Here is a 26,005-nt window from a genome sequence, read left to right on the forward strand (position 1 = left end):
AATTTAGTATTACTGTCATATTAGAGGAGAACATTTTGGGCTACAACACATTTGAGTGCCTAATTTTTAGGCACTACTGAAGCTAAACTGCCTTTAAGAGGTCTTTGGGTACTAGACTACCCAAAATCATGCCAGCAATACTGGCCAGTAAGCCAGCCAACTGAGGCGGCATGATGGCATTAGGGGCTAAGATTTCACAGCTAATCCAAATAGTCAGGCCGCCAACCACGGCCAATAGACCGCCCAAAGAATTAGCCTTAGACCAATAGACCCCGAAGGCAAGGGGCACAAAAGCTGCCACTAGAGTCACCTTGTAAGCGCTCTCCACCATCTTAAAAATAGACAACTCAGAATTCACTGCAAAGAAAGTGACTATTACGGCAAAACACAACACTGTGATTCGCATGATTTTTAGTAAATCTTGATCGGATAGATGCTTGAAAAAGCCTCTCACAATATTTTCTGCAAAGGTCACTGAAGGTGCCAATAGAGTTGCACTGGCGCAACTCTTAATTGCCGAGAGTAAAGCGCCAAAGAACATCACCTGTGCAACGATGGGGACATGATTCAGAATCAGTTTTGGCAAAATCATTTGTGGATCGGTATCTAAGTATTCTTTTACCAAATCAGGATTAATCAAGGTCGCCGAATAGGCCAAGTACATCGGTACAAAAGCAAAAATAAAGTAAAGCACGCCACCGAGAATGGCAGCATTGACGGCAATGTTGACGTTCTTACTCGAGGTAATGCGCTGGAAAACATCTTGCTGTGGAATGGAGCCTAGCATCATGGTGCAAAGCGCTGCAACAAACCCGAGAATGGATGCCAAATTCATCTCAGGCCAGAAATTACTAAATTGCCCCGCAGCAGCAGCATGTTCAATGACTACGCTAAAACCACCTGTTTGCGCTGTCATCTCGCCGCCGATGTACAGCATACCAATCACAATAATGATCATCTGAATAAAGTCGGTAATGGCTACTGACCACATGCCGCCGAAGAGGGTGTAGATCAAAACGCTGGCAGCACCAATCATCATGCCACCTGTTTGAGAAATGCTGCCCTCAGACACCACGTTAAAAACTAAACCCAAGGCTTTAATCTGAGCAGCAACCCAACCCAAATACGAAACAACGATACAAAGGGTTACCAAGACCTCTACAGTGCGACCATATTTTTCCCGAAAGAAATCACCAATGGTGAGCATACGACGGTTGTAGAGATGTCGCGCAAAAAAGAGGCCAACTAAAATCAAACAAAGAGAGGAGCCAAATGGATCTGAGACAACGCCCCCCAAGCCTTCTTTCAAAAAGGTGGCAGGAATGCCTAAAACTGTCTCGGATCCAAACCAGGTAGCAAAAACAGTGGCCGTCACAATTGGCATTGGAAGGCTATGACCTGCTGCTGCAAAGTCCGCAGTATTTTTTACGCGCAATGCAGCCCATAGGCCGATGCCAACCGATATAACCCAGTAAATGATGACGAACCAAATCAGCACGCCTGATTTCTCCTTGCAGAATTTGGTGAAATTATATGGCTATGTCACTTTTGTTACTAAGGAAATAAGTCCCAATTCAGGGCAAGTTCGTCTGACATAATTGACGGGTGCAATCACCTAAATCTAACCCTATCGAGAATCTAGATATTGATCTAGCCTACCAAAAAGCCATTTTGGGCTCGGTATCGCGAACCTTTGCACTCACTATCCCCTTGCTACCACCAGAGATGGAAAAGGTCGTTGGCAATACCTACCTGCTTTGCCGCATTGTCGATACGATTGAAGATGCCGCAGACCTCAGCCCAGAGACTAAGCAAACATTATCTAAATTATTTCTCGATGCTGTTCTGGATAAATTACCGGTACAGTTATTTGTCGATCCCTGTCTCCAAGAGTTAAAGGGCTATGACAATCAAGATGAGCTTGATTTAATTACGCATACCCCAGCCGTCCTCAGAATTTTGCATACTTGCTCAAGTGCAGATCAAGCGGCAGTGAGTCGCTGCGTTTCTATCATGTCTGAAGGCATGTCGCATTTTCATGGGAAGCAAACTGAATCAGGTTTAAGGGATCTGCAAGAGTTCGAGAAATATTGCTATGTGGTCGCCGGAGTTGTTGGCGAACTCCTGACAAGCATCTTTAGTAATCACTCTGCTAAGTTTGCAATAAATATTCAGGGACACGAGGCTCTCTCGGTTGCTTTTGGTCAAGCTCTGCAAATGACTAACATTCTCAAAGACTCGCCCGAGGACAAAGCACGTGGCGTCTCATGGAAGCCATGCAATATGACTCAAGCTGAGCTGCTCAAGATTGCGTATCAAAAACTTCAAGATTCGATGAGTTACATTCTTCTGATTCCGAAAGAAGAGGCTGGGGTAAGGCGCTTTTGTTTTTTAGCTTTTGGCTTAGCAGTGATGACGCTCTCCAAAATAGCTGCTCGTAAACAATTTGATCACAAAGATGAAGTAAAGCTTTCTAGAAAAACAGTAATGGCTTTTTATGCTTTTACCAAAGTAGCTGTTGGTAGCGATGCCCTCATGAAGCTCTTTTTTCATAATGCATCAAGCCCACTTAGAAAAGCCCTTTAAAACTTAAAGCACTCCCTCGTGCTTTAAAAGCCATATTTTTATTTGGCGATAAAGACCTGGTGAATTTTCTTTCATAAATCCGCCAATACCTTGCGCGGAAACGACGCGATGACAGGGTGTGATCAAAGGAAAAGGGTTGGCGCCACATGCAGTGCCCACCGCACGAGGACCGCTCTTGATAACGCTAGCTACCTCACCATAGGTTTTTGCCTTTCCGGCCGGTATCTCCCGAATCTGTTGCCATACCTTTTGCTGGTGAACACTACCCATAGGCTTCATAGGTAAATCAAATTGGAACCTTGGATCCTTAAAGTAGGCTGTGCATTGCTGAGCCACCTCCTTAGCCAGCTCATTCTGAGGCTTTGATAAAGCGGCTTTAGCTGGCAGGTAGTCGATCTTCGATAGCATGAGACTACCATCGACTAATTCAGTCAAAATCCCCAATTTTCCAAAAGGGGCGTCGATGACGCAGTAACGCGCACTTTCTGAAAGAGGTGATTTTTTAGAAGAAGGCATGGGGATAATTCTCACATAATTCGGTAAGGCAGATTACAAGCCTTTCTACCCTAGCCATAGCTTGTGAATATGGCTTGTGAAAGCCTACTTTGCTATATTGAATCATCCTTAATTTTTGCAGGCAAACACCATGGACAATTTTTTTGACGATTGGCCCCTTTATAGCCAGGCTGCCTTAGTCCTATTTTTGCTCGCGCTTTCTGGCTTCTTTTCGATGGCCGAAACCAGTATGTTGTCATCGAACCGCCATCGCTTACGCGCCATGGCCAATAGCGGTAATGCAGGCGCCGCTCTAGCAGAAAGACTTCTCAAGCGAATTGATTCCCTTTTATCAGTCCTACTGATATCCAACAATCTCATCAATACCATCCTCCCTATTCTGGTAACTGGTATTGCTCTCCATCTATTTGGTGATAGTGGACTGGTTCTATCAATTGCCACTCTGGTAGTTGCATTACTGATCATCATCTTTAGCGAAATTACTCCCAAGGTCATTGGCGCCGCCTTTCCCGAAAAGATTGCCTCCAATGTCGGCTGGCTCATTCTGCCGCTGACTTTCTTATTAAAGCCCTTGCTCTGGCTGATTAACAGTTTTGTTTCTGGTTTGATGAAGGTTTCTGGTTTGCAATCATCCTCAGATAGTAGGACGATGAGCAAAGAAGAGTTGCGTAGCTTGGTTTTGGAATCCAATCGCTTTGTTTCTAATCACCATCGCAATATTTTGCTCAATCTATTTAACCTAGAGAACATCACAGTGGATGATGTCATGACACCAAGGTCAAAAATAGAAATTTTGGATCTTGCTAGACCCATTGATGAAGTAGTTCAGCAATTAGAAACTTGTTATCACAACAAATTACCTGTTTGCGATGGCGACTCCGAAAGAATTGTAGGCATCCTATCGGTTAAGAAAGCCTTGTCTTTGTTGGGTGATTCAGACCTAAAGCACGAAGACTTTAGATCCTTGGTTAATGAGCCTTACTTCATACCGAGCGGTACACCGGTATTACAGCAGATGCAATTTTTCCAAGACAACCAGCAACGCTTAAGTCTAGTAGTGAATGAGTATGGCGAGGTTCTTGGTCTAGTTACCTTTGAGGATATTGTGGAGGAGCTCATTGGCGAATTTACAACCTCATTCTCCAGCCTCTCGACCGATCCGCACTGGCTTTCAGACGGAACCTATCTGGCTAGTGGCGGAGCGTCCTTGCGAGACCTCAATCGTCTTTTGAATTTGAATCTACCGCTCGATGGGCCACGAACTTTAAATGGACTGATTTTAGAAAACCTTGAAGCGATTCCTGACCACGATGTCAGTATCAAAATTGCTGGCATTGTCATGGAAATCGTACAGTTTGATGATCAAGGAGTGAAGACTGTCAAACTCTATCGTCCTACCCTCAATCAAGATCAAGATTGAACCTTTCTCAAGATGACTCACTCATTATTCGCACCTGGTATGAAATCGCAGCACATGCACTTCACGCCAGGGCGAGTGACATTCACATTGAAGCGTGCGCCCTAGGAACTCAAGTTCGCATTCGAGTGGATGGCTTACTCCAAGCTCAGTCACAATACCCTGCCGAACTGCATGAGCGTCTCATTACGCGCATCAAGATATTGGCGCGTTTAGATATTGCAGAAAAACGCATTCCTCAAGATGGTCGTCTCTGCATTGGCTTAGATTTTTCAAAACCCACCATTGATTGTCGCGTCTCAATACTTCCAACCCTTCATGGTGAAAAAGCAGTTATTCGCATCCTTCCCAATCGTCTTGAGGAACTCTCCCTAGAGCAAACGGGTTTACTACCTGAGCAACTGCATATTTTTCAAAAAGCGATTGCAAGACCTAATGGCTTAATACTGGTAACGGGCCCGACAGGCAGCGGCAAAACGCGTACGCTTTATAGCTGCCTGCACGCACTCAATCAAAGCCATCGCAACCTTTGTTCGATTGAGGATCCCATCGAAATCCGTCTCCCTGGCGTTAATCAAGTGGCGTATCACCCACGCGCAGGCCTTGATTTTCCAGTCATTATCAAAGCACTCCTCAGACAAGATCCTGATGTCATCATGATTGGAGAGATTCGGGATGGGGCTACTGCGGCACTTGCAATTCAGGCTGCACAAACAGGACATCTTGTTTTAAGCACCTTACACACGCGCAATGCCAGAGCTGCACTCACTAGACTCAAAAGTCTCGGGATAGATCAAGAATCGCTTGAATCTTGTTTGCAAAGTGTCAGCTCTCAGCGTTTAGTTCGAACACTCTGCCGTGAATGTAAAAACTGCACTGCTGGCAATGTCTCTGAAGTTTGTAGAGTTTGTAAGGGCATTGGTTACTTTGGTCGCATCGGAGTACATGAGGTTCTAGGTCGTCAGCAATTATTTGACCCATCCTTGCCCTACCTCAATATGGCTGAAGCTGGATTACATCATGTCAAAAAGGGGAACATTGATCAAGCCACCTTAGATACTGAGGTATGTACATGGCACTAAACAAGCAATCGCAATTAGATTTCGCTCAGCAATTACTGACCTTGTTTAATGCTGGGCTAGCCCTCTTGAATGCCATTGAACTCATTCAGTCTTCAGCGCCTAAGGACTGGCAGCATTGGCTCAGGGATGTACAGGCTCATTTAAAGAAAGGTAACAGTTTTTCTCAAAGCCTCATGGCACAACACAATCTGTTTTCGATGGAGTTCATTAATCTGATCCGTGTGAGTGAACGTACAGGAGATATTGAGCTTGCACTCAAGACTATTTGCCAACAACTAGAAGCTCAAATTGAATTAAGGCGCAAAGTACAACAAGCACTAAGCTACCCCATCATTACCTTAAGCAGCTCGCTTCTATTGGTCATCGTCATGATGATTTGGGTAGTGCCAGTATTTAAAGATGTCTTTGGTCACTTTCAAGCAGAATTACCACCGCCGACCAAAGCACTCATTCAAATATCGTCCATCATGAATCATTTCTTTATAGAAATCTGTGCCTGCCTTCTTACTAGCACTCTCATCTGCTTACTTGCTTGGATAAAATCTATTTACGTACAAAAAATGTGTGACCAATGGAGCTTTCGGATACCGCTACTGGGTAAATTGCTTCGCTTGGCTGCCCTGACTTACTGGTGTCGAACTCTGGGCCATCTTCTAGAGTCAGGTTTACCACTCCCTGATGCGCTACGCGTCACCGCGCAATCCTCTAATCACTGGCTCAGTCATGATCTCAGTGCAGAAGTTTTTAAACACCTGACCCGAGGCTGGCCATTAGGTGCGTCCTTGAAAAAGGCTGATCCAAAACATTCTTTTTTCGATACTGAGACTTTGCAATTGCTTCATATTGGAGCAGAAAGTGGCTTTCTTGCACAGATGCTAAGTAAGCGCGCCAACACTTTAGGCTCTCAACTCAGCGGCAGCCTCAATAGTCTTAGCCAGACCCTAGAGCCCTTGCTCATCATGCTAGTTGGCATCATCATTGGTGGACTAGTCATTATTCTGTATCTACCAATATTTAATTTAGGGCAAATCGTTTAATGCATGCTTTAACGATGATTGATTTAGTTCGCACCTTGCTGATCTTGGCTTTGGTATATCTAGCCTATATTGATCTGCGAACTTTGCGCCTACCTGATGCCATGACTATTCCCATCATTGCCGCTGGCTTAGTCTTTAATTACTTTCCAAATTTAGGATTGACCAGCTTTCCAAATGCGATTGCAGGTGCATTCCTTGGATATGCATTTTTATGGGGGCTCAACTTCATTTATAGATGGGCTAAAAAGCAAAATGGGGTCGGCATGGGCGATGCAAAACTACTAGCTGCACTTGGAGCATGGTTTGGCCTCAGTGCTTTACCAGGAATTTTATTAGTGGCATCCATCAGCGGCCTGCTTGGGGGGCTCATCTGGCTTCGATACCAAAAGCAATCTATTCGCTCAGCATTTCCTTTTGGGCCATTCCTGGCTGTTGCTGGCATCATTGAGTTGTTATGGCCACAGATCCTCCAAACATGGTTTCTAAACAATCCGATTTAAGCGGACTCAAGGGGCGCATTCCCCTGATCGGTCTAACCGGAGGCATTGGCTCAGGCAAAACTGCAGTCAGCGATTTACTGGGCAGCTTAGGAGCAGGGATTGTAGATACGGATCTCATAGCCCATCAGATCACCTCGCCAAAGGGAGTGGCAATAGAAGCTATAAAGGAACAATTCGGCGCCGACTATCTCGATGCAGCCGGAGCATTAAATAGGGGCAAGATGCGCGCCCTAGTATTTGCTAAGCCTGAGGCGAGAAAGAACTTAGAGGCGATTACCCACCCCCTCATCCGCCTAGAGACTATCAAGCAAGCCAAGCGATTGGCTGCTGAAGGTGTGCCCTACTTAGTCTTTGTCGTTCCTCTCCTGCTTGAATCAGGCTCTTGGCAAGGACTGATTGACCAGTTGGTGGTGGTGGACTGCCCTGAAGAAGTCCAAATTACCAGAGTGATGCAGCGCAGCAATTTACCCCGGGCAGAGGTGGAAAAAATTTTGCAGGCTCAAGCAGCCAGAAAAGATCGTCTTGCTAGTGCGGATATCGTTATTGAGAATCAAGCTAGCTTTGAGAAGTTGAAAGCTGAAGTAAACCATTTGCACGAAAAAATCCTACAGATTAAGTAAGAACAGCTCAGTTCGTCATAGAATATGGGCTTGTGATTGTCTACGAATACCCCTTCAATGAATTAGTTCGAAGCATGCTTCGACTGGAGTACTTGTTCGCCCGCTTCAATCATTTCGTACGCTCCGATGACCCCGAACTTCATCACAATGCAATCGCCATGTTGTTTGACCTGGGAGATATTGGTGCACGTGGCGATATCAAATCACTTCTACTAAAAGAATTTGAGCGTCAAAAATATGCCCTCAATGGACTAAAGACCTCACAAAAAGTAGATCAAGAAACTCTTTCTCAAACACTAGCAGAAATAGATTCTGTTGCTAGCAAGATTAATCAATCAACCGGCAGACCAAACTTAGCAATTTCTGAGAGCGAGTGGCTCAATAGTATTCGTACACGCTTAAATATTCCCGGCGGTACAAGTCCGATTGATTTACCCAGTTACCATGCTTGGAAAAATAGTCCATCGAATGAGCGTCGCAAGTTACTAGAAAATTTTGCACACCCCTTGTTACCATGGCAAGATGCCTGTCAATTATTTTTACGCTTACTACGTCAGTCAGGTGAAGCAAAAGATGTCTTGGCTCATAACGGCTCATTCCAGCAGGCACCTTCTGGGAAAATTTATCAGCTGATGCGAGTTGCAGTAGAAGATGACACGCTCTTCTCCGAGATTAGCGCCAATAAATATTTACTATCCGTGCGCTTTATGCAAACAGATCGTGATAAAAAATCGCAGCCTGCAAATAAGGATGTGTCATTCAAGCTGACGCTCTGCCACTTCTAGGTCAAAAGGGCTTTCAGCCTCTCCAGCATTGGCCAAGCGGCTGGTAATAGCGGTTCCACACTAGGCTTTTCTGAGCTTAATAATTGCCAGGACAGGGACTGGCCTTCGCAGCCTTTTGGAGTACCTATCCATTCTCGAATAATGCTCACATGTAAGCGTACATAAGCATGCGGATAGTCATACTCGAGGATGGTTAATTCTTCACTCGCATGAATGTCGATACCAAGCTCTTCTTGTAGCTCACGTTTCAGCGCCTCGAAAACAGATTCACCTTTTTCAATCTTGCCGCCAGGTACTTCCCAATAACCTGCATAGGGCTTGCCTTCTAGTCTTTGTCCCAATAGATAGCGCCCGGATTGATCCAGCAATATTCCAGCGGCTACTTCAGTAACGGGTCGATTAATTTCACTCACCAGAATCAATCCATCTTAGGCGTGTGATCCAGCCCAATGTTTTGCAAACTGCCAAGCCACACGGCCAGAACGAGAACCGCGCTCTAAAGCCCAAACGAGCGCTTCTGCACGAGCAGCCGCAATTTGCTCCGCACTCAAACCAAAATGTGCCAACCAGTGAGCCACAATTGCCAAATATTCATCTTGCTTAGGCGGATAAAACGAGAGCCACAAACCAAAGCGCTCTGATAAAGAAATCTTTTCTTCCACCACCTCACCAGGATGAATTTCACCATCATCTCCGTGTACATAACCTTCGTTATCCTTCATATACTCCGGCAATAAATGACGACGATTAGAGGTGGCATAGATCAAAATATTGTCGACTTGAGCCGATACTGAGCCATCAAGAGCAGATTTCATAGCCTTATAGCCTGACTCACCATCTTCAAAGGAGAGATCGTCGCAGAAAATAATGAAGCGCTCGGGACGATCAGCCAGAAGCTCCGTGATATCGGCCAAGTCGGCAAGATGCTCTTTTTCCACCTCTACCAGACGCAGGCCTTGGCTTGCAAACTCGTGCAAGCTGGCTTTAATCAAGGAAGACTTACCCGTTCCTCGGGCGCCAGTAAGCAGAATATTGTTGGCTGGTTTTTTCTGGATGAAATTTTTAGTGTTATCCCGAATCGCATCTCTTTGACGATCAATATTTTGAAGGTCTTCAAAGGTAATATCAGACACATGCTTGACTGGCTGTAAAAATCCAATACTGCCAAAGATACTGTCTCTACGACGCCATCTAAATGCAGTGGAAGATTTCCACAGTTCATCAGTTAATGGCTTGGGTAAAAAGGTTTCGAGATGATCTAAAAGACGGTCTAATTTTTCATTCATATGATTGATATCTTTAAGAGCGATAGTCCGCATTAATCGAAACATAGTCATGCGACAAGTCACAGGTCCACATCGTTTGAGTAGCAGCTCCGCGCCCTAGATCAATCTTGACTGTAATTTCTGGAGCCTGCATTACTCTTTGACCATCTGCCTCTTGATAACTTGGATTGCGCCCACCATCTTTAGCAACCCAAACATCACCCAGCCACATTTGGACATGATTAACGTCTAAGTCTTTTATGCCTGCGTAACCAATAGCCGCAAGAATACGACCCAAATTAGGATCACTCGCGAAGAATGCGGTTTTAACCAATGGTGAATGAGCTACTGCTTTTGCTACTAGACGGCATTCTTCAGCAGTCTTGCCACCAACCACTTCAATTGTCATGAACTTAGTGGCACCTTCGCCATCACGCACAATCATCTGCGCTAATTTTCTAGCTAGGGTAATTAAAGCCTCGCGCACGATGGTGTAACTGGGGTCGCTGGTCGACTTGATGTGTACTGACGATTGATCAGTCGCCATGATGATGAAGGAATCATTAGTCGAGGTATCACCATCAATCGTGATAGCGTTAAACGAAAGATCAGCAACCTCGCGAGTGAGTTCGCTCAATAAGCCAGGGGCAAAACCAGCGTCAGTGGCGATAAATCCCAACATGGTTGCCATATTGGGATGAATCATTCCTGCGCCCTTACAAATACCCGTCAACACAACTTGACCAGCTGGCGTTTGAACCGTGACTGAACTTGCCTTTGGCTGAGTATCTGTAGTCATGATTGCTTGGGCCGCATCAAACCAGTTGTCCTCACCCAAATTAGCTACTGCCTTGGGAAGCGCAGTAATGATTTTCTGAATCGGTAAAGACTCCAGAATCACCCCTGTTGAAAATGGCAAGATCTGCTCTGGATTGATCTTGAGATCCTTGGCTAAAGCAGCGCATGTTTCTAAAGCATGTTTCATACCCTGCTCACCTGTGCCGGCGTTTGCATTACCAGTGTTGACAACTAAGGCCCGAATTTCGCCATTTCGACCCTCTTGCGCCAGATGCTCGCGGCAAACTTGAACAGGGGCGGCGCAAAAACGATTCAAGGTAAAAACACCAGCGACTTGTGAGCCAGGAGCAAGAGTCATCACCAATAAATCTTTACGATTGGCCTTCTTAATTCCAGCTTCAGCGATACCCATCTCAAAACCTTTAACAGGCTTCAGATCGGCTTTTTGGGGGAGAGGTAAATTAACTGTCATAGTCCGATAATTGTAGATGAGGCGTATCAAAAACAGGGGGAGATATCAATTTATCTCCCATTTCGGCATTGAAATAAAAATAGCCAAAAAAAAAAGGCTCTGCATTAGCCGAGCCATTTGATGATTAACGCATTCAGGGCGATGGTTAAGTTAATGCACCACAGCAGTTCTTGTACTTCTTGCCACTACCACAAGAACAAGGATCGTTTCGACCAATCTTCGGACCAGTACGGACTGGCGCTGGTTGAATATCAATTGCAGCGCCGCGATCACCAGTAGAGCCAGCAACTTCCATATCGGCATCTGCATGCTGGTACTGAAGATCTTTTAACTTAGCTAAATCTTCATTCATCGATTCTGCTGCGCGATCTAATTCACTCGCACTACGAATTTGTACCGTCGTGATGCTCTTAACAACATCATTCTTAATAGTACTCAAGAGTTCGCCATATAGCTCAAAGGCTTCGCGGCGATACTCTTGTTTTGGATCTTTTTGGGCATAGCCCCGCAAGTGAATTCCTTGGCGCAAATGATCTAAAGCAGCCAAGTGCTCACGCCAATGGGTATCTACGCTATAGAGCAGTACAGAGCGCTCAAAGCCAGCAAAAGATTCACGTCCAGAGAGATCAACCTTCGCATCATAAGACTCTTTAGCAGCAGCTAATACACGTTCCACGATCTCTGCGTCATCGACACTTTCCGCGCCCTCAACCCATTTCTGCAAATCAACCGCCAGACCCCACTCATTAGCTAGGGCATTCTCCAGTCCAAGCAAATCCCACTGCTCTTCCATAGACTCTAGGGGAACATAGAAAGAGCAAACGGAACGCAATACATCCTCGCGCAAATTAGCAATCAGCTCGCCAATATCCTGGCTCTCAAGTACTTCATTTCTGAGGCGATAGGTTTCTTTGCGCTGATCATTAGCAACGTCGTCATACTCGAGCAACTGCTTACGAATATCAAAGTTACGACCCTCGACCTTACGTTGCGCAGACTCAATAGAACGTGTCACCATACCCGCTTCAATCGGCTCGCCGTCAGGCATTTTCAAGCGCTCCATGACAGACCTTAAGCGGTCACCAGCAAAGATACGCAGCAATGGATCATCTAAAGACAGAAAAAAACGTGAAGAGCCTGGATCACCTTGTCGGCCAGAGCGACCTCTTAATTGATTGTCGATACGACGACTCTCATGGCGCTCAGTACCAATAATATGCAAACCACCTGCAGCTAACACTTGATCATGAATGCTTTGCCATTCATCTTGAAGCTGCTTAATCTTGCTCGCTTTTTCTGAATCTGATAAAGCCTCATCAGCTTCAATCAAGGTGGACTGCTTGCCCACATTACCACCAAGCACGATGTCGGTACCACGACCAGCCATATTAGTGGCAATCGTAATCATCTTCGGACGACCTGCCTGCGCAATGATTTCTGCTTCACGGGCATGTTGTTTTGCATTCAAGACTTGATGCGGCAACTTACGCTTGTCTAATAAGCCAGAGATTAATTCTGAGTTTTCAATCGAGGTTGTACCAACCAATACTGGTTGACCACGCTCATAGCAATCTTCAATATCTTTGATAACAGCGTCATAACGTTCGCGAGAAGACTTATAGATTTGATCTTGTTTGTCTTTTCTTTGGCTAATACGATTGGGTGGAATGACTACGGTTTCAAGGTTATAAATTTCCTTGAACTCATATGCTTCAGTATCAGCAGTACCAGTCATACCAGCCAACTTGCCATACATCCGGAAATAGTTCTGAAAAGTAATCGTTGCTAAGGTTTGATTCTCATTCTGAATCGGCACACCTTCTTTAGCCTCGACTGCCTGATGCAAACCATCAGACCAACGACGGCCTTGCATTAATCGACCAGTAAATTCATCAACAATGATGACTTCTTTGTTTTGCACAACATAGTGTTGGTCTCGGTTGTACAAAGTATGTGCACGTAAGGCTGCATAAACATGGTGCATCAGGGTGATGTTCTGTGGCGCATAGAGAGAGTCGCCATCATTTAAAGCGCCAATCTGAACCAATACTTGCTCAGCTTTATCGTGGCCCTGCTCAGTTAAATAGACCTGCTGAGATTTTTCATCTACCCAATAGTCACCTGGCTTTTCAACACCAGTACCATCCGCTTTCTCTTCACCAATCTGACGCTCTAAATGAGAAGGCAGCGCATTCATTTTGATATAGAGATCGGTGTGATCATCCGCTTGACCAGAAATAATTAATGGCGTGCGAGCCTCATCAATCAAAATCGAGTCAACTTCGTCAACGATCGCATAAGCTAAGCCACGTTGCACACGCTGATCCAAATCTTGGACCATGTTGTCGCGCAAGTAATCGAAACCGAATTCATTGTTGGTACCATAAGTAATGTCGGCTGCGTATGCTTCTTGCTTGGTGTTGTGATCCATCTGCGATAGATTGACACCCACCTTCATGCCTAAGAAGTTATACAACTTCGCCATCCATTCAGCGTCACGTTGCGCCAAATAATCGTTCACGGTAACAACATGAACACCTTTACCGGTCAAAGCATTCAAATACACTGGGAGTGTGGCAGTTAAAGTTTTACCCTCACCCGTACCCATCTCAGCAATCTTGCCTTGGTGAAGTGCCAGTCCACCCATGAGCTGAGCATCAAAGTGACGCATTTTCATAACGCGTACGCTAGCTTCACGCACTACTGCGAATGCTTCAGGCGCAATGTCATCTAAAGACTCGCCAGCAGCCAGTCGAGACTTAAATTCAGCAGTTTTAGCGGCAAGCGCAACATCATCCAAAGATTGCAGGCTTGGCTCGAAAGCGCCAACCTTGGCAACGACTTTGCGATACTGTTTTAAGAGGCGGTCGTTACGACTGCCGACCAGGGTTTTAAGAAGACCGATTACCATGGGATATTGAAGAAAATGAAGACCTTGAGTTTATCACCCGTAACCCCATTTTTTATGAACTCTGCCCCTAAACCATCCCGCAAGCACAAGGCCTATGACTGGCTTGATTACCTACGCAAATCCAATGGTCTTGGGGGAATACTGGCTAAGACCGAAGATCTAGCCAGAATCAAGTCCGCCTTAGGAATAGCGCTGGATAAACTGGGTTTGGGCCATCTCAGCCCCAAAATTGATGCTGGGTGGCACTCTGGAAGCCAAGATGAACTCTTTTTACTGGTCAGTAGTGCCAGCATCGCCAGTCGTTTGCAACAAAATTTACCTAGCTTAATCAATGAGTTATCAAAATTAGGGCTGAAATGCAGCGCTATTAAAGTCAAAATGAAGCCAGCGCCCGCAGGGTGGGAAGTAAAAGCTCGCGCCAAAGATCAACAGCATCGTAAATCCCAAGGTTTTAATGCCATTGCTAAAAAATCATGGGAAGAGTTACTAGAAAAGCTTGCTCCAGACTCTGAACTGCGGAAGACGGTAGAGCGATTACTGCAGCATAAGCCGAAGTAATTCAACACTCAAAAGAATAAAGGTTGGCTTTCTTGAGAGAAAGCCTCAGGGGCCTTATTTTCAGCAAAGCTGCTAATTTCATAAGAACTGGGATCTTCTAAGAGCTTACGTAATAAAGCGTTATTGAGTGCATGACCTGATTTTTCAGCCACATAAGCTCCCACAATGGGATGACCTACTAAGTAGAGGTCGCCAATCGCATCCAAAATTTTGTGACGCACAAACTCATCCTCATAACGAAGTTCTTCGTTATTCAAAATACGGTGCTCATCCAAAACAATCGCATTATCTAAGCTACCGCCTCGTGCTAGGCCCATTTCTCTTAAAGCCTCTACTTCGTGAGCAAAACCAAACGTGCGTGCCCGTCCAATTTCACTACGATATGCATGCTCTGCAAAATCGACAATAAATCGCTGACCCGTTTTATCAACAGCGGGATGTTTAAAGTCGATTGTGAAATCCAACTTAAACCCGAAAAAAGGTTCAAGGCGAGCAAGTTTGTCGCCATCACGTACTTCAACTGGTTTTTTAATGACTACAAATTGACGAGCAGCCGCTTGCTCAACAATACCAGCAGATTCAATCAAAAATAGAAATGAAGCAGCACTTCCATCCATGATGGGGACTTCTTCACCATCAAGCTCAATCAAGAGATTATCCAAACCTAAGCCAGCACAAGCCGAGAGCAAGTGCTCTACTGTAGAAACTCTCACACCATCTTTTTGGATCACAGACGCAAGCCGTGTATCGCATACAGCCAAAGCAGTTGCGGGTACTACCGACTGCTCTGGAGTATCAACACGGACAAACTGAATCCCTGAATCAACTGGCGCAGGTTTAATAGAGATCGTCACCTTGCTACCAGAATGCAAACCAATTCCCACGGTTTTAACCGGAGTGGCAATCGTTCTTTGCTTCATCATGATGACGTCTCTAAATTCAGGGGTGGTTAGTTAATCAATTGAATTACAGTTTTTTCAGAATAGAAGCGGCATCACTGACTTCAAATTTACCTGGCGCTTCGCGCTCCAAAGTTTTTACTACGCCATCTTCCACAATCATGGCATAGCGATCAGAACGCACACCAAAACCACGGGCAGTCAAATCCAGCTCCAAGCCTACCTTTTTGGTGAACTCAGCACTGCCGTCACCCAACATGCGAATTTTTTTACCTACCTTTTGGTCACGGCCCCATGCGCCCATCACAAATGGGTCATTCACAGAAATACACCAAATCTCATCCACACCCTTTGCTTTAATCGCATCGTAGTGCTCAACATATCCAGGGACATGCTTTGCAGAGCAGGTCGGCGTAAAGGCGCCAGGCAATGCAAAGATCACAATCTTTTTGCCAGCCATCAGCTTTTCAACTTCAAAAGCATTAGGCCCTAACGCACAGCCTTCAGTCTCTTCGTTAAAAAATTCATAAAGAGTAGCATTTGGTAATTTTTGTCCAACAGCAATCATGATGTCTCCAATAGGTAATTGTTAGTAAGCATGCCAACGCAAGCGCGGGATTCGTCGTCCGGAGGGGCGCCGCGCTGGCATTTCGCAATGACCTATTGTATTAAGCAGTCAATTAATCTGCTTGCTTACGTAAAAAAGCAGGAATTTCATAGTAATCAGCCCCTTTATCAAGCAAGGTCTTTGCTTGAGGGGAGCTATCGGCACCTAAAGTCGGCGCAGCGCTTGCCTCACGAGAGCTACGAAATACTCGTGGCAAATCATACTGACTATAATCAACACCGCTGCTAGCTGGTTGCGCAGCTGTTGCAGGCGCACTGCCAGAACCTGTCAAAGCCATACCCGCGCTAGTACTCAAAGCAGAATCTAAGCTAACTTTGCTCATCGCTGCTGATGCACTAGCAGGAGCAAAGCTATTGAGATCTGCCATCGTTGGCATTGCATCATGCGTACCAGTCGCTTGTCTCCACACCACTTCTGGTTGGTGATTTTGGCGGGCTTGTGGATTATTCAAACCCGTAGCAACTACGGTGACACGCAATGCATCACCTAAGCTCTCGTCATATACCGTTCCGAAGATCACAGTTGCATCATCAGCAGCATAACCACGAATAGCAGCCATGACTTCACGTGTTTCAGACAACTTCAATGAACGATTAGCAGTAATGTTGACCAAAACGCCGCGAGCACCAGATAAATCAACGCCCTCAAGCAGTGGAGAAGCAACAGCAGCTTCAGCAGCCAAGCGGGCACGATCCATACCTGAAACCGTTGCGGTTCCCATCATTGCTTTACCTTGCTCGCCCATAACAGTCTTCACGTCTTCAAAGTCAACGTTAATTAAGCCTTGAACATTGATGATTTCTGCAATACCAGAAACAGCGTTGTGTAATACATCATCAGCACAAGCAAAGGCCTTATCAAACTCAGCATCTTCACCCATCACTTCAAAGAGCTTTTCATTGAGCACCACAATTAATGAATCCACATAGGACTCAAGTTCGGTTGCCCCATTCTCTGCCACTTTCAAGCGCTTGACGCCCTCAAAATCAAATGGCTTGCTGATCACACCAACGGTCAGAATGCCCATTTCTTTTGCCACTTGAGCAACGATAGGTGCCGCACCTGTTCCAGTGCCGCCACCCATACCAGCAGTGATAAACACCATATGTGCACCTTGCAATACATCAGCAATGCGTGCACGAGCTTCTTCTGCAGAAGCTGCACCAATTTCTGGTTTAGCGCCCGCACCCAATCCGCTAGAGCCCAGTTGCAAATTCACAGATGCCTCAGAGCGCTGTAATGCGCCAGCATCGGTGTTCATGCAAATGAACTCTACGCCATTAACACCGCGACGGATCATGTGCTGGACTGCATTACCACCAGCCCCACCGACTCCAACCACTTTAATAATGGTTTTACCGGCTGTTTCTTGATCTAACATTTCAAATTCCATATACCCTCCTAGGTAAAAAACGGACTACATTGACGACGACGAAAAACTTAAAAATTTCCTGCAAACCATTCCTTCATGCGTGACATCACACCTTGCAACGCGCCTGATTGAGAAAAACGGCGGCCACGCAATAACTGCACCTGACCTTCCATTAATAAACCGATGCTGGTAGCAAATCTCGGACTACGTAAGACCTCATGCAAATGACCGCGATATTCTGGAGTACCAACACGAGCCGGTCTCAAGAACACTTGCTCGGCTAGCTCAACCATTCCTGGCATCAATGAAGTACCGCCAGTCAAAACAATTCCAGAAGAAACCATGTCTTCATAGCCAGAATCACGCACAACTCCTCTAACCAAAGTAAATAGCTCTTCAACCCGCGGCTCGATCACCGCAGCTAAAGCTTGTTTAGACATTGGCCGTGGGTCACGATCACCCATACCAGGGACATCGATCATGGCGGTTGGATCGGCCATTTCTTGACGTGCAATACCGTGAGCAATCTTTAAATCTTCGGCATCAATTGTTGGCGTACGTAATGCCATCGCGATGTCATTGGTGATTTGATCACCAGCAATAGGAATTACCGCCGTATGACGAATCGATCCTTGGCAATAGATTGCAATGTCGGTTGTGCCGCCACCAATATCCACCAAGACAACCCCAAGCTCTTTTTCATCTTCAGTTAAGACTGCAAGGCTCGAGGCCAAAGGCTGCAAAATGAGGTCATTGACTTCAAGACCGCAGCGACGTACACACTTCACAATATTTTGCGCGGCGCTTACGGCACCCGTGACAATATGTACTTTGACTTCTAAGCGAAGGCCGCTCATCCCAATCGGCTCGCGAACATCTTCCTGTCCATCGATAATGAATTCTTGAACAAGAATGTGCAAAATTTGTTGATCCGTTGGAATGTTGATTGCTTTGGCTGTCTCTAGAACGCGCTCCACATCACCTGCTGTAACTTCTTTATCGCGGATAGCCACCATACCGCTCGAGTTGAAACTCACAATATGGTTACCTGCGATACCCGTAAAGGCCTGAACGATTTGACGATCAGCCATGATCTCGGCTTCTTCTAAAGCCTTCTGAATCGATTGAACAGTAGCTTCAATATTGACGACAACGCCCTTCTTCAACCCTTTTGAAGAAGTTTGACCAACACCCACCACATTAAATTTGCCATCGGGTGCTAATTCCGCAACTAGGGCAACCACCTTGGAGGTTCCAATATCTAAACCAACCAATAGGTCGCGATTGTCTTTACTCATTCCCATTCCTTCATTGCTTCAACTCGCTTTTCTTGCCATCAATATCATTTTTTTTCACACTTGCAGACGCTAGATGAACTGCAAAACCATTGGGATAACGTAAATCCACGGCATCAATTCGGTTGGCCCACTTTTCTTGAACTTGTGGCCAATACTTAAAAAGACGCGCAATACGCTCTTCCGTTAATGTTTTGTCTGAATTCTCTTCATCACGCCCAAATTCGACTCTCATGCCGTTGGATAGCTTGATATGCCAGGCATAGCGCTCAGTCAAGGCAAGACTGACAACCTCAGCACCCCAAGGTTTAAACCAGTTATTGGATCGCTCATAAAGACTCATCACTTCCTTACTCGCATCATCCGGACCATAGAAATCGACCAATCGAATGTCATCACTAATCTCAGAAACGCGACCAGCAAAAATTTCTCCGTGATTGTTAATTAGCACATGACTATCGGAACCGCCCCATGTACCAAATGGTTTCTGTTCTTCAATACTCACAATCAGGCCGTTAGGCCAAACTCGGCGCACATTGGCATGTCGTACCCACGGCATACTTTCAAAGCCGCGCTTTACTTCCTCAAGACGCACACTAAAGAAGTTTCCCTGCACAGTTTCATAAACCTGGCGCTTCACAATAGCTTTATTGATGTGTTTTAGTGTTTGACCAGCAACTGGTTCAATCTGAATTTGCTTTAGCGCAAATACGGGGCGCTGACTAAGCCACACCAAGGCCCCTAGCACCATCATTAATACGAAGCAACTCATTAAGAAACGACTGAGCTTTTGCATCCGATCTGGATGATTCCAGAGTGGTGACATCAACATACCGAAAATTTCGCCGAACCGATCCATGAAATTACTCATGCAAGGGCACCCTCTTTTTGTTCTAAGGTTTGACTGAGTAACCAAAGAACTAAATCTGCATACTCAATGCCGGCAGCTTTTGCAGCCATTGGCACCAAAGAATGGGAAGTCATGCCCGGAGAGGTGTTCATCTCAAGCAAATAAGGTTTACCGGTTTTTTGATCTAACATCACATCGGCGCGACCCCAGGTACGGCAACCGAGTGCTTTATAGGCAGCCAAAGCCAGCGCTTGAACTCGCTCGTTTACTTCTGAAGCAAGTCCAGTGGGGCATAGGTACTGCGTTTCATCTGAAAAATATTTGTTATGGAAATCGTAATTGGCTTGCGGCGGAATAATTTTGATTACTGGCAAGGCTTCGGCATTACTACCCTGACCAACTAAGGGGCAAGTCAACTCATCACCAATGATGCATGTTTCTGCAATAACCTTCTTGTCCAGTCCTGCAGCCAATTGATAAGCAGCCGGCAACTCATCGACGGATCTCACCTTGGTTAAACCGAGCGAAGATCCTTCATGAGCAGGCTTCACAATCAAAGGTAAACCAAGATACTTCACTACTGCATTCCAGTCACTATTGGCGGTTAACTCTTCAAATTCAGGAGTAGCGAGCCCATTGCTAATCCACACTTGCTTGGTGACAATCTTGTCAATTGCTAAGGCCGATGCTAAAACACCGCTGCCGGTATAAGGTAAATCAATTAGATCTAGCAAGCCTTGAATAGTTCCATCCTCACCATATCGACCATGCAAGGAAATAAAAATACGATCAAATTTCTCAGAAACTAATTCTGTCGGATTGCGCAATCCTGGGTCAAAGCCATGGGCATCAACTCCCTTAGATAGAAGGGCTTGCAGCACACCATTGCCAGACAACAAAGAAATTTCACGCTCACCGGAGCGACCGCCAAGCAAAACCCCTACTCGACCGAGAGACTTCACATTTAAGCTTGCTAGCCGTGATTTAACACGGCCGCCCCATGCGCTGAGAATATGCTCAGACATTTTTTGTCTCCAACAAGGTGTGAGGCAAAGCAGAAATTGAACCTGCGCCCATCGTAATTAATACATCCCCATCTTTTAAAACTTGACTTAATTTTTCTGGCATCTCAGCAACATTGGATGCAAATACCACTGCGGGAGAATTGAGTGGTGCTTTCGAATTTTTCTCTTCAGCTAAAGTAGCTTTCATCAAACTCTTACCATCTGCGCCTGGAATCTTCGCCTCTCCAGCGGGATAAACCTCAGTTAATACCAAAGCATCAAAATTTCGGAGTACTTGTACAAATTCACCAAAACAATCCCGTGTTCTTGTAAAGCGATGTGGCTGGAATGCGAGAACTAAGCGACGACCTGGAAATGCGCCACGTGCTGCGGCTAAAGTAGCAGCCATCTCTACCGGGTGATGACCATAGTCATCGATCAAAGTAAAACTACCTCCAGAGGCAAGTGGAAGCTCGCCATAACGCTGGAAACGTCGACCAACACCGCCAAATTCAGACAGTGCTTTTGTGATCGCTTCATCGCCAACACCCAATTCAGTAGCAATACCAATTGCCGCAAGCGCATTTCGCACGTTATGCAAGCCAGGCAAATTCAGCTTCACATTGAGTGGTCCAGGTTTGTTGCCATGACGCCGAACAGTACGACGCTCAACCGTAAAGTGCATGCTGGTGCCATTAGCACGAATATTGCTTGCACGAATATCTGCATCTTCTGAGAGGCCATAGCGTAATACAGGCTGCGAAACAAAAGGAATGATGTCGCGTACATTTGCATCATCAATACATAAAACAGCTACACCATAAAAAGGCATCCGCTGGATAAATTGCACGAAAGCTTGTTTCAATCTCGCCATATCGTGCTGATAGGTGTCCATATGATCAGCATCAATATTGGTCACCACTTCCATTGCGGGGAATAGTTGCAAGAACGAAGCATCGGATTCATCTGCTTCAACGACAATGAAATCACCCTGGCCTAAACGGGCATTGACACCAGCAGAATTCAGCTTGCCACCAATCACAAAGGTTGGATCCAGGCCGCCCTCAGCCAGTACGGAGGCTACTAAACTTGTTGTCGTTGTCTTGCCATGCGTGCCAGCAATCGCAATACCTTGCTTCAAACGCATTAACTCACCTAACATCACAGCACGCTGGATCACAGGAATTTTCGCTGCGCGTGCAGCCAATACCTCAGGATTATTCCCAGCTACTGCCGTAGAAATAACCACCGCTTCTGCAGTACCTACATTTTTTGGGTCATGCCCAATATGAATCACCGCGCCCAAGTCTTTTAAGCGCTTCGTTGTAACGCTCTCGGCTAAATCAGAGCCCGAGACTTGATAGCCTAAATTCAAAAGTACTTCGGCGATACCGCTCATACCGGCGCCGCCAATACCAATGAAATGAATTTGTTGAACGATATGTTTCATACGCCCACCCCCGCACAATCAGCACACACTTCAGCTACGCGCTGAGTTGCATGTGGCTTAGCCAATGCATGAGCACGCATGGCCATTTCTTGAAGATCATCACGATTGAAGTTTTGAATCATCAAAGCCAAATCCTGAGGATTGAGATATTGCTGAGGTAACAGGACTGCTGCATTAGCATCTGATAAAAATTTGGCATTAGCGGTTTGATGATCATCAATCGCATAGGGGAAGGGAATCAAGCAAGAAGCTACACCGCATGCTGCCAACTCTGAAACTGTCATTGCACCAGATCGACAAATCACTAAATCCGCCTGCGCGTACGCAGTTGGCATATCGTCAATGAACGGACGAATATCAGCCTCAACGCCACACTCCGCATAACGTTTTTGTAAATCGACTAAATGCTTATCTCCCGCCTGGTGGATCACTATTGGTCGAGCATTTTGTGGTATCAACGCTAACGCAGCTGGAATATTTTCATTTAGCGCTGCTGCCCCCAAACTACCCCCAACAACTAAAAGGGATAAGGGGCCTTGGCGTTGCTGATAACGTAGATCTGGTTTTTGTATGTGGTCAAATTCTTCACGAATAGGATTACCAACCCACTCTGCTTTTTCCATGGTGTTAGGAAAGCCTGTTAAGGTACGCATGGCAATTTTTGTCAGCGCACGATTAGCGCTTCCCGCTACAGAGTTTGATTCATGTAGTACCAATGGTCGCTTCAAGAATTTTGTCACCAAGCCACCCGGAAAAGTAATGTATCCACCCATCCCCAAAACAACGCTTGGCTTTAAACGGCGCATGATCTTCCAGCTCTGAAAGCATGCTCGTATCAAATTGATCGGCAACATGAGCTTGGCCCTCAAGCCCTTACCACGCAAACCGCCAAACTCAACTGCTTCAAACGGAAAGTCACAAGACTTCACAAGCCGATACTCCATGCCACTTTGATTGCCCAACCACGACACATTCCAACCACATATCCGCAAATATTCAGCCACAGCAAGGCCTGGGAAGATATGCCCACCAGTACCGCCAGCCATGACTAATATTGAGGGTTTGGTCACAGCTTCCCTCCGCGCATCAGAATGCGATTCTCATAATCAATTCGCAATAGCATCGCAATCGCTACTGCATTCATCAAAATTCCAGATCCGCCATAACTCACTAATGGCAGAGTTAAGCCTTTTGTAGGGAGCAAACCCAAGTTCACACCCATATTGATAAATGCCTGCCAACCAATCCAGATGGCTACTCCTTTTGCTGCTAAGCCTGCAAAGCTTCGATCTAATTGCAAAGCAGTACGGCCAATGATGAAGGCTCTACGCACAATCCAGTAGAACAAGAAAATCATCACGACAACACCGACAAAGCCGAGTTCTTCACCAATCACCGCCATGATGAAGTCGGTATGCGCTTCCGGAAGATAGTGAAGTTTTTCCACGCTTCCGCCTAGACCAGTACCAAACCATTCACCTCGACCAAAAGCCATCAGCGAATGCGTCAATTGATAGCCCTTATTAGCAGCGTTATCCACTTGCCATGGATCCATAAATGCCAACATGCGACCACGCCGGAATGGTGAGAGCGCAATCATGGCTGCACCACTCATTAAGCCGACCAGAATCAAACCACCAAATAATTTTGCGTTGATACCACCTAAAAACAAAATACCGAATGCAATGATGGCAACAACTACAAAGGCTCCCATATCAGGCTCTTTCATCAAGAGTCCGCCAACCAGCGCAACTGCAATACCCATTGGCAGCATTCCTTTAGAAAAAGAATGTAGATACTCTTGTCGCTGAACCGTATAACTTGCTGCAAAGATCACCGCAGCAAATTTCATTAATTCGGATGGCTGGAAATTCATCACACCTAAGGATATCCAGCGCCTTGCACCATTCACCCCCTTACCAATGCCAGGAATCAAAACCAAAATCAGTAATAGAACGGTAAAACCAAAAATTACCGGTGAATAGCGATCCCAAACCTTGGTCGGTATCTTAAAAACTGTAATGCCAACAACAACAGCAATAGCTAATGAGATCAAATGGCGAATCAAAAAATAGTTACTACTGTAGTTGGCATATTTAGGACCATCAGCCAAAGTAATCGATGCCGAATAAACCATGACTAAACCAATCAGCATGAGCGATAACACTGCCCATACCAATAATTGGTCATATTCCATCATGCGTGAACGAGTTTGCTCTACCCCAGAGACTGCGTCTCTTAAGCCAGTTCGGAAATTATCAATACCGCCCCTAGAAAAATTCCAAAAGCGATCTAAGCCAAGACGGTTTTCAGGAGATAGTTTTTCTCTAAAGTTCATACCTGAACCCCTTCAAAACGCATTCCCAATTCTTCAACCTCTGATGCAAATACCTGTGCCCGCTCCTTATAGTCTCGGAACTGATCGAGGCTCGCACATGCTGGCGATAGTAAAACCAAATCACCTGAGACCGCCTTTGCTGCAGCCGCTTGCACGGCCGCTGCTAAATTACCACTATTGGTAAAAGAGACATCGCCACCGATTGCTTGGGCAATCTTTTCACCATCTTTACCAATTAAGAAAACACCCTTAACAAAACGTAATGCAGGTTCACGCAATGGGCTAAAGTCCTGACCCTTGCCATCGCCCCCTGCAATGAGCCAAATTCTTTTACCGGCTTCGTTACTACCCAAGCCATTTAAAGCGGCGACTGTAGCGCCAACGTTAGTGCCCTTACTATCATCCACATACTCAACATCATTCACAATTGCGATACTTTGTACACGGTGCGGCTCGCCATGGTAATCGCGCAAACCATGGAGTAATACATTCATCGGTAAATTAGCTGCGCGTGCTAATGCTAGGGCAGCAAGCGCATTCAAAGCATTATGACGACCCCGAATGCGTAATGCATCTGCAGGAATCAAACGCCTCAAACGCAATGGCTCATCTTCTTGAACCATTGCGGACTTGCGACGACGCTTCGGTTTGGGATCAAGATCTTCATCGACCTCAGCCCATACCAACCAATCAATGCCACCAGCGCGCAAATCGTGCTCAATGCCAAATGCACCTTGTTCGTCAGGGCGATTCGAACCAAAAGTGACCAGCGCTTTTTCTACTTTTTGCTCATCAGTTAATAAACCCATCACTGCTGGGTCATCGCGATTCAAGATACATATCGTGTCAGAGCCAAATATTTTGGCTTTAGCCTCTGCATAGGCGCCCATATCCCCGTGCCAATCTAAATGATCTTGGGTGATATTCAGAACGGTTGCCGCAGTAGCATTTAAAGAATAGGTATAAACCAATTGGAAGCTTGAAAGCTCCAATACCCAAACGTCTGGCAAATCCTTAATCTGATCAGCACCATTCAAACATGTCATGAGCTTATCGAGTGCTGCAGGACTGATATTGCCAGCAACTGCTACTTTCTTGCCAGCGCGTTCACACAACTGACCGGTTAATGCCGTCGTAGTTGTTTTGCCATTGGTGCCCGTAATAGCCAACACTGAAGCTGTATAACTAGATTGCTTATCTAATGCCATGCGCGATATAGCAGCGATTGCGCGGGCAAAAAATTCAATTTCACTCCAAACATCTACTCTTGCTTTACGTGCTTTGACCAAGAATGATTCTGTTGGCTCTTGTAAGGGCGAAAGTCCGGGGCTAATACCAATCACATCAATATCCGTCAGTAGTTCATCACTGAGAGGGCCAAACTGAGAGGCTTGTAATCCGACCAACTCAAGCTCGGCAAGCCATGCTAGCTGACGCTCTGATAACTGGGAACGATCGCGTGTATCAACTAAGTGCACTACTGCACCATTACGCAAGCACCACTTTGCCATGGCAACGCCAGACTCGCCGAGACCCAAAATCAAAAAGCGATGTGGGGCTACGTAGCTAGCATCAGCTACAGCAGTGGGATTAGCGAAAGTATTTTCTATAGTCAGCATATT

At 45.7% G+C, this 26,005-nt stretch carries 24 protein-coding genes; 8 read left to right on the forward strand and 16 right to left on the reverse strand.

Annotated elements, in window-relative coordinates; all coding sequences use genetic code 11:
- Positions 1-82: 82 nt before the first annotated feature.
- The gene (locus tag VC178_RS02125; RefSeq protein WP_215296215.1) at positions 83-1,498 is read right to left on the reverse strand and encodes a sodium:solute symporter family protein; all 1,416 of its coding nucleotides are present in this window, start codon (positions 1,496-1,498) and stop codon (positions 83-85) included.
- Between the two features lie 107 nt (positions 1,499-1,605).
- Between VC178_RS02125 and VC178_RS02130 the strand changes: the two genes are divergently transcribed.
- Positions 1,606-2,586: a squalene/phytoene synthase family protein gene (locus tag VC178_RS02130; RefSeq protein ID WP_323481468.1), complete on the forward strand. Its 981-nt coding sequence runs from the start codon at positions 1,606-1,608 to the stop codon at positions 2,584-2,586.
- A 3-nt stretch (positions 2,587-2,589) separates the two neighbouring features.
- On the opposite strand, the gene VC178_RS02135 is transcribed toward VC178_RS02130, so the two are convergent.
- The gene (locus VC178_RS02135) at positions 2,590-3,102 is read right to left on the reverse strand and encodes a methylated-DNA--[protein]-cysteine S-methyltransferase (protein ID WP_323481469.1); all 513 of its coding nucleotides are present in this window, start codon (positions 3,100-3,102) and stop codon (positions 2,590-2,592) included.
- A gap of 130 nt (positions 3,103-3,232) precedes the next feature.
- Between VC178_RS02135 and VC178_RS02140 the strand changes: the two genes are divergently transcribed.
- From VC178_RS02140 to zapD, 6 genes are read left to right on the forward strand one after another with little or no spacing between them, the layout of a single operon-like run.
- On the forward strand, positions 3,233-4,522 hold the full coding sequence (locus VC178_RS02140) for an HlyC/CorC family transporter (RefSeq protein ID WP_323481470.1): 1,290 nt from the start codon (positions 3,233-3,235) through the stop codon (positions 4,520-4,522).
- Positions 4,519-5,601, forward strand: a complete 1,083-nt coding sequence (locus VC178_RS02145) for a GspE/PulE family protein (protein WP_323481471.1) — start codon at positions 4,519-4,521, stop codon at positions 5,599-5,601. The genes VC178_RS02140 and VC178_RS02145 overlap by 4 nt, the downstream gene beginning before the upstream one ends.
- Entirely contained in the window at positions 5,592-6,638 is a 1,047-nt protein-coding gene (locus tag VC178_RS02150) for a type II secretion system F family protein (RefSeq protein WP_323481472.1), read from the forward strand. Before VC178_RS02145 ends, VC178_RS02150 begins: the two co-directional genes overlap by 10 nt.
- Complete coding sequence (locus tag VC178_RS02155) at positions 6,638-7,138, forward strand: A24 family peptidase (protein WP_323481473.1); 501 nt, start codon at positions 6,638-6,640, stop codon at positions 7,136-7,138. The genes VC178_RS02150 and VC178_RS02155 overlap by 1 nt, the downstream gene beginning before the upstream one ends.
- Positions 7,114-7,758: a dephospho-CoA kinase gene (gene coaE / locus VC178_RS02160; RefSeq protein WP_416350530.1), complete on the forward strand. Its 645-nt coding sequence runs from the start codon at positions 7,114-7,116 to the stop codon at positions 7,756-7,758. Before VC178_RS02155 ends, coaE begins: the two co-directional genes overlap by 25 nt.
- A gap of 32 nt (positions 7,759-7,790) precedes the next feature.
- Entirely contained in the window at positions 7,791-8,543 is a 753-nt protein-coding gene (gene zapD / locus VC178_RS02165) for a cell division protein ZapD (protein ID WP_215296208.1), read from the forward strand.
- Here the strand turns inward: zapD and VC178_RS02170 are convergent.
- The 4 genes from VC178_RS02170 to secA all read right to left on the reverse strand — a co-directional run bounded on the left by VC178_RS02170 (position 8,540) and on the right by secA (position 13,989).
- Entirely contained in the window at positions 8,540-8,956 is a 417-nt protein-coding gene (locus tag VC178_RS02170) for an NUDIX domain-containing protein (RefSeq protein ID WP_323481474.1), read from the reverse strand. The genes zapD and VC178_RS02170 overlap by 4 nt on opposite strands.
- Before the next feature lie 15 nt (positions 8,957-8,971).
- Positions 8,972-9,829 carry an ATP-binding protein gene (locus VC178_RS02175; RefSeq protein ID WP_416350531.1) on the reverse strand — a complete coding sequence of 286 codons (858 nt, stop codon included), beginning with the start codon at positions 9,827-9,829 and terminating at the stop codon, positions 8,972-8,974.
- 13 nt (positions 9,830-9,842) lie between these two features.
- Entirely contained in the window at positions 9,843-11,078 is a 1,236-nt protein-coding gene (gene argJ / locus VC178_RS02180) for a bifunctional glutamate N-acetyltransferase/amino-acid acetyltransferase ArgJ (RefSeq protein WP_323481475.1), read from the reverse strand.
- Between the two features lie 145 nt (positions 11,079-11,223).
- Positions 11,224-13,989, reverse strand: a complete 2,766-nt coding sequence (gene secA, locus VC178_RS02185) for a preprotein translocase subunit SecA (RefSeq protein ID WP_323481476.1) — start codon at positions 13,987-13,989, stop codon at positions 11,224-11,226.
- 24 nt (positions 13,990-14,013) lie between these two features.
- Here secA and VC178_RS02190 point away from each other — a divergent pair, with 24 nt between their 5' ends.
- On the forward strand, positions 14,014-14,547 hold the full coding sequence (locus VC178_RS02190; RefSeq protein ID WP_323481477.1) for a hypothetical protein: 534 nt from the start codon (positions 14,014-14,016) through the stop codon (positions 14,545-14,547).
- A gap of 8 nt (positions 14,548-14,555) precedes the next feature.
- Here VC178_RS02190 and lpxC read toward each other — a convergent pair whose 3' ends face one another.
- The 10 genes from lpxC to murD all read right to left on the reverse strand — a co-directional run bounded on the left by lpxC (position 14,556) and on the right by murD (position 26,002).
- Complete coding sequence (gene lpxC, locus VC178_RS02195; protein WP_215296204.1) at positions 14,556-15,470, reverse strand: UDP-3-O-acyl-N-acetylglucosamine deacetylase; 915 nt, start codon at positions 15,468-15,470, stop codon at positions 14,556-14,558.
- Positions 15,471-15,513: 43 nt separating this feature from the next.
- Positions 15,514-16,014, reverse strand: a complete 501-nt coding sequence (locus VC178_RS02200; RefSeq protein WP_216126270.1) for a peroxiredoxin — start codon at positions 16,012-16,014, stop codon at positions 15,514-15,516.
- A gap of 112 nt (positions 16,015-16,126) precedes the next feature.
- Positions 16,127-17,467: a cell division protein FtsZ gene (gene ftsZ, locus VC178_RS02205; protein ID WP_215296202.1), complete on the reverse strand. Its 1,341-nt coding sequence runs from the start codon at positions 17,465-17,467 to the stop codon at positions 16,127-16,129.
- A 47-nt stretch (positions 17,468-17,514) separates the two neighbouring features.
- Positions 17,515-18,744 carry a cell division protein FtsA gene (gene ftsA / locus VC178_RS02210; protein WP_323481478.1) on the reverse strand — a complete coding sequence of 410 codons (1,230 nt, stop codon included), beginning with the start codon at positions 18,742-18,744 and terminating at the stop codon, positions 17,515-17,517.
- A 10-nt stretch (positions 18,745-18,754) separates the two neighbouring features.
- Positions 18,755-19,612 (reverse strand): cell division protein FtsQ/DivIB, encoded by an 858-nt coding sequence (locus tag VC178_RS02215; RefSeq protein WP_323481479.1) that lies wholly within the window; start codon positions 19,610-19,612, stop codon positions 18,755-18,757.
- Positions 19,609-20,616 carry a D-alanine--D-alanine ligase gene (locus VC178_RS02220; RefSeq protein WP_323481480.1) on the reverse strand — a complete coding sequence of 336 codons (1,008 nt, stop codon included), beginning with the start codon at positions 20,614-20,616 and terminating at the stop codon, positions 19,609-19,611. The genes VC178_RS02215 and VC178_RS02220 overlap by 4 nt, the downstream gene beginning before the upstream one ends.
- A complete protein-coding gene (gene murC / locus VC178_RS02225; protein ID WP_323481481.1) occupies positions 20,609-22,045 on the reverse strand; it encodes a UDP-N-acetylmuramate--L-alanine ligase in 1,437 nt (478 codons plus the stop codon). Before murC ends, VC178_RS02220 begins: the two co-directional genes overlap by 8 nt.
- Complete coding sequence (gene murG, locus VC178_RS02230) at positions 22,042-23,115, reverse strand: undecaprenyldiphospho-muramoylpentapeptide beta-N-acetylglucosaminyltransferase (protein ID WP_323481482.1); 1,074 nt, start codon at positions 23,113-23,115, stop codon at positions 22,042-22,044. The genes murC and murG overlap by 4 nt, the downstream gene beginning before the upstream one ends.
- On the reverse strand, positions 23,112-24,383 hold the full coding sequence (gene ftsW, locus VC178_RS02235) for a putative lipid II flippase FtsW (protein ID WP_215296195.1): 1,272 nt from the start codon (positions 24,381-24,383) through the stop codon (positions 23,112-23,114). The genes murG and ftsW overlap by 4 nt, the downstream gene beginning before the upstream one ends.
- Positions 24,380-26,002, reverse strand: coding sequence for a UDP-N-acetylmuramoyl-L-alanine--D-glutamate ligase (gene murD, locus VC178_RS02240; protein WP_323481483.1), 1,623 nt, complete (start codon positions 26,000-26,002; stop codon positions 24,380-24,382). The genes ftsW and murD overlap by 4 nt, the downstream gene beginning before the upstream one ends.
- Positions 26,003-26,005: the final 3 nt, after the last annotated feature.

The sequence above is a fragment of the Polynucleobacter sp. AP-Sanab-80-C2 genome (assembly GCF_035012965.1).
Classification (GTDB): domain Bacteria; phylum Pseudomonadota; class Gammaproteobacteria; order Burkholderiales; family Burkholderiaceae; genus Polynucleobacter.

What these genes read in the sequence shown, in the direction of transcription:
- ftsA (WP_323481478.1), bottom strand. Translation starts at nt 18,744, where the DNA reads ATGAGTAAAGACAATCGCGACCTATTGGTTGGTTTAGATATTGGAACC.
- VC178_RS02155 (WP_323481473.1), top strand. Translation starts at nt 6,638, where the DNA reads ATGCATGCTTTAACGATGATTGATTTAGTTCGCACCTTGCTGATCTTG.
- VC178_RS02175 (WP_416350531.1), bottom strand. Translation starts at nt 9,829, where the DNA reads ATGAATGAAAAATTAGACCGTCTTTTAGATCATCTCGAAACCTTTTTA.
- VC178_RS02220 (WP_323481480.1), bottom strand. Translation starts at nt 20,616, where the DNA reads ATGTCTGAGCATATTCTCAGCGCATGGGGCGGCCGTGTTAAATCACGG.
- VC178_RS02200 (WP_216126270.1), bottom strand. Translation starts at nt 16,014, where the DNA reads ATGATTGCTGTTGGACAAAAATTACCAAATGCTACTCTTTATGAATTT.
- argJ (WP_323481475.1), bottom strand. Translation starts at nt 11,078, where the DNA reads ATGACAGTTAATTTACCTCTCCCCCAAAAAGCCGATCTGAAGCCTGTT.
- ftsW (WP_215296195.1), bottom strand. Translation starts at nt 24,383, where the DNA reads ATGAACTTTAGAGAAAAACTATCTCCTGAAAACCGTCTTGGCTTAGAT.
- secA (WP_323481476.1), bottom strand. Translation starts at nt 13,989, where the DNA reads ATGGTAATCGGTCTTCTTAAAACCCTGGTCGGCAGTCGTAACGACCGC.
- murC (WP_323481481.1), bottom strand. Translation starts at nt 22,045, where the DNA reads ATGAAACATATCGTTCAACAAATTCATTTCATTGGTATTGGCGGCGCC.
- VC178_RS02140 (WP_323481470.1), top strand. Translation starts at nt 3,233, where the DNA reads ATGGACAATTTTTTTGACGATTGGCCCCTTTATAGCCAGGCTGCCTTA.
- coaE (WP_416350530.1), top strand. Translation starts at nt 7,114, where the DNA reads ATGGTTTCTAAACAATCCGATTTAAGCGGACTCAAGGGGCGCATTCCC.
- VC178_RS02135 (WP_323481469.1), bottom strand. Translation starts at nt 3,102, where the DNA reads ATGCCTTCTTCTAAAAAATCACCTCTTTCAGAAAGTGCGCGTTACTGC.
- lpxC (WP_215296204.1), bottom strand. Translation starts at nt 15,470, where the DNA reads ATGATGAAGCAAAGAACGATTGCCACTCCGGTTAAAACCGTGGGAATT.
- murD (WP_323481483.1), bottom strand. Translation starts at nt 26,002, where the DNA reads ATGCTGACTATAGAAAATACTTTCGCTAATCCCACTGCTGTAGCTGAT.
- VC178_RS02215 (WP_323481479.1), bottom strand. Translation starts at nt 19,612, where the DNA reads ATGAGTAATTTCATGGATCGGTTCGGCGAAATTTTCGGTATGTTGATG.
- VC178_RS02150 (WP_323481472.1), top strand. Translation starts at nt 5,592, where the DNA reads ATGGCACTAAACAAGCAATCGCAATTAGATTTCGCTCAGCAATTACTG.
- ftsZ (WP_215296202.1), bottom strand. Translation starts at nt 17,467, where the DNA reads ATGGAATTTGAAATGTTAGATCAAGAAACAGCCGGTAAAACCATTATT.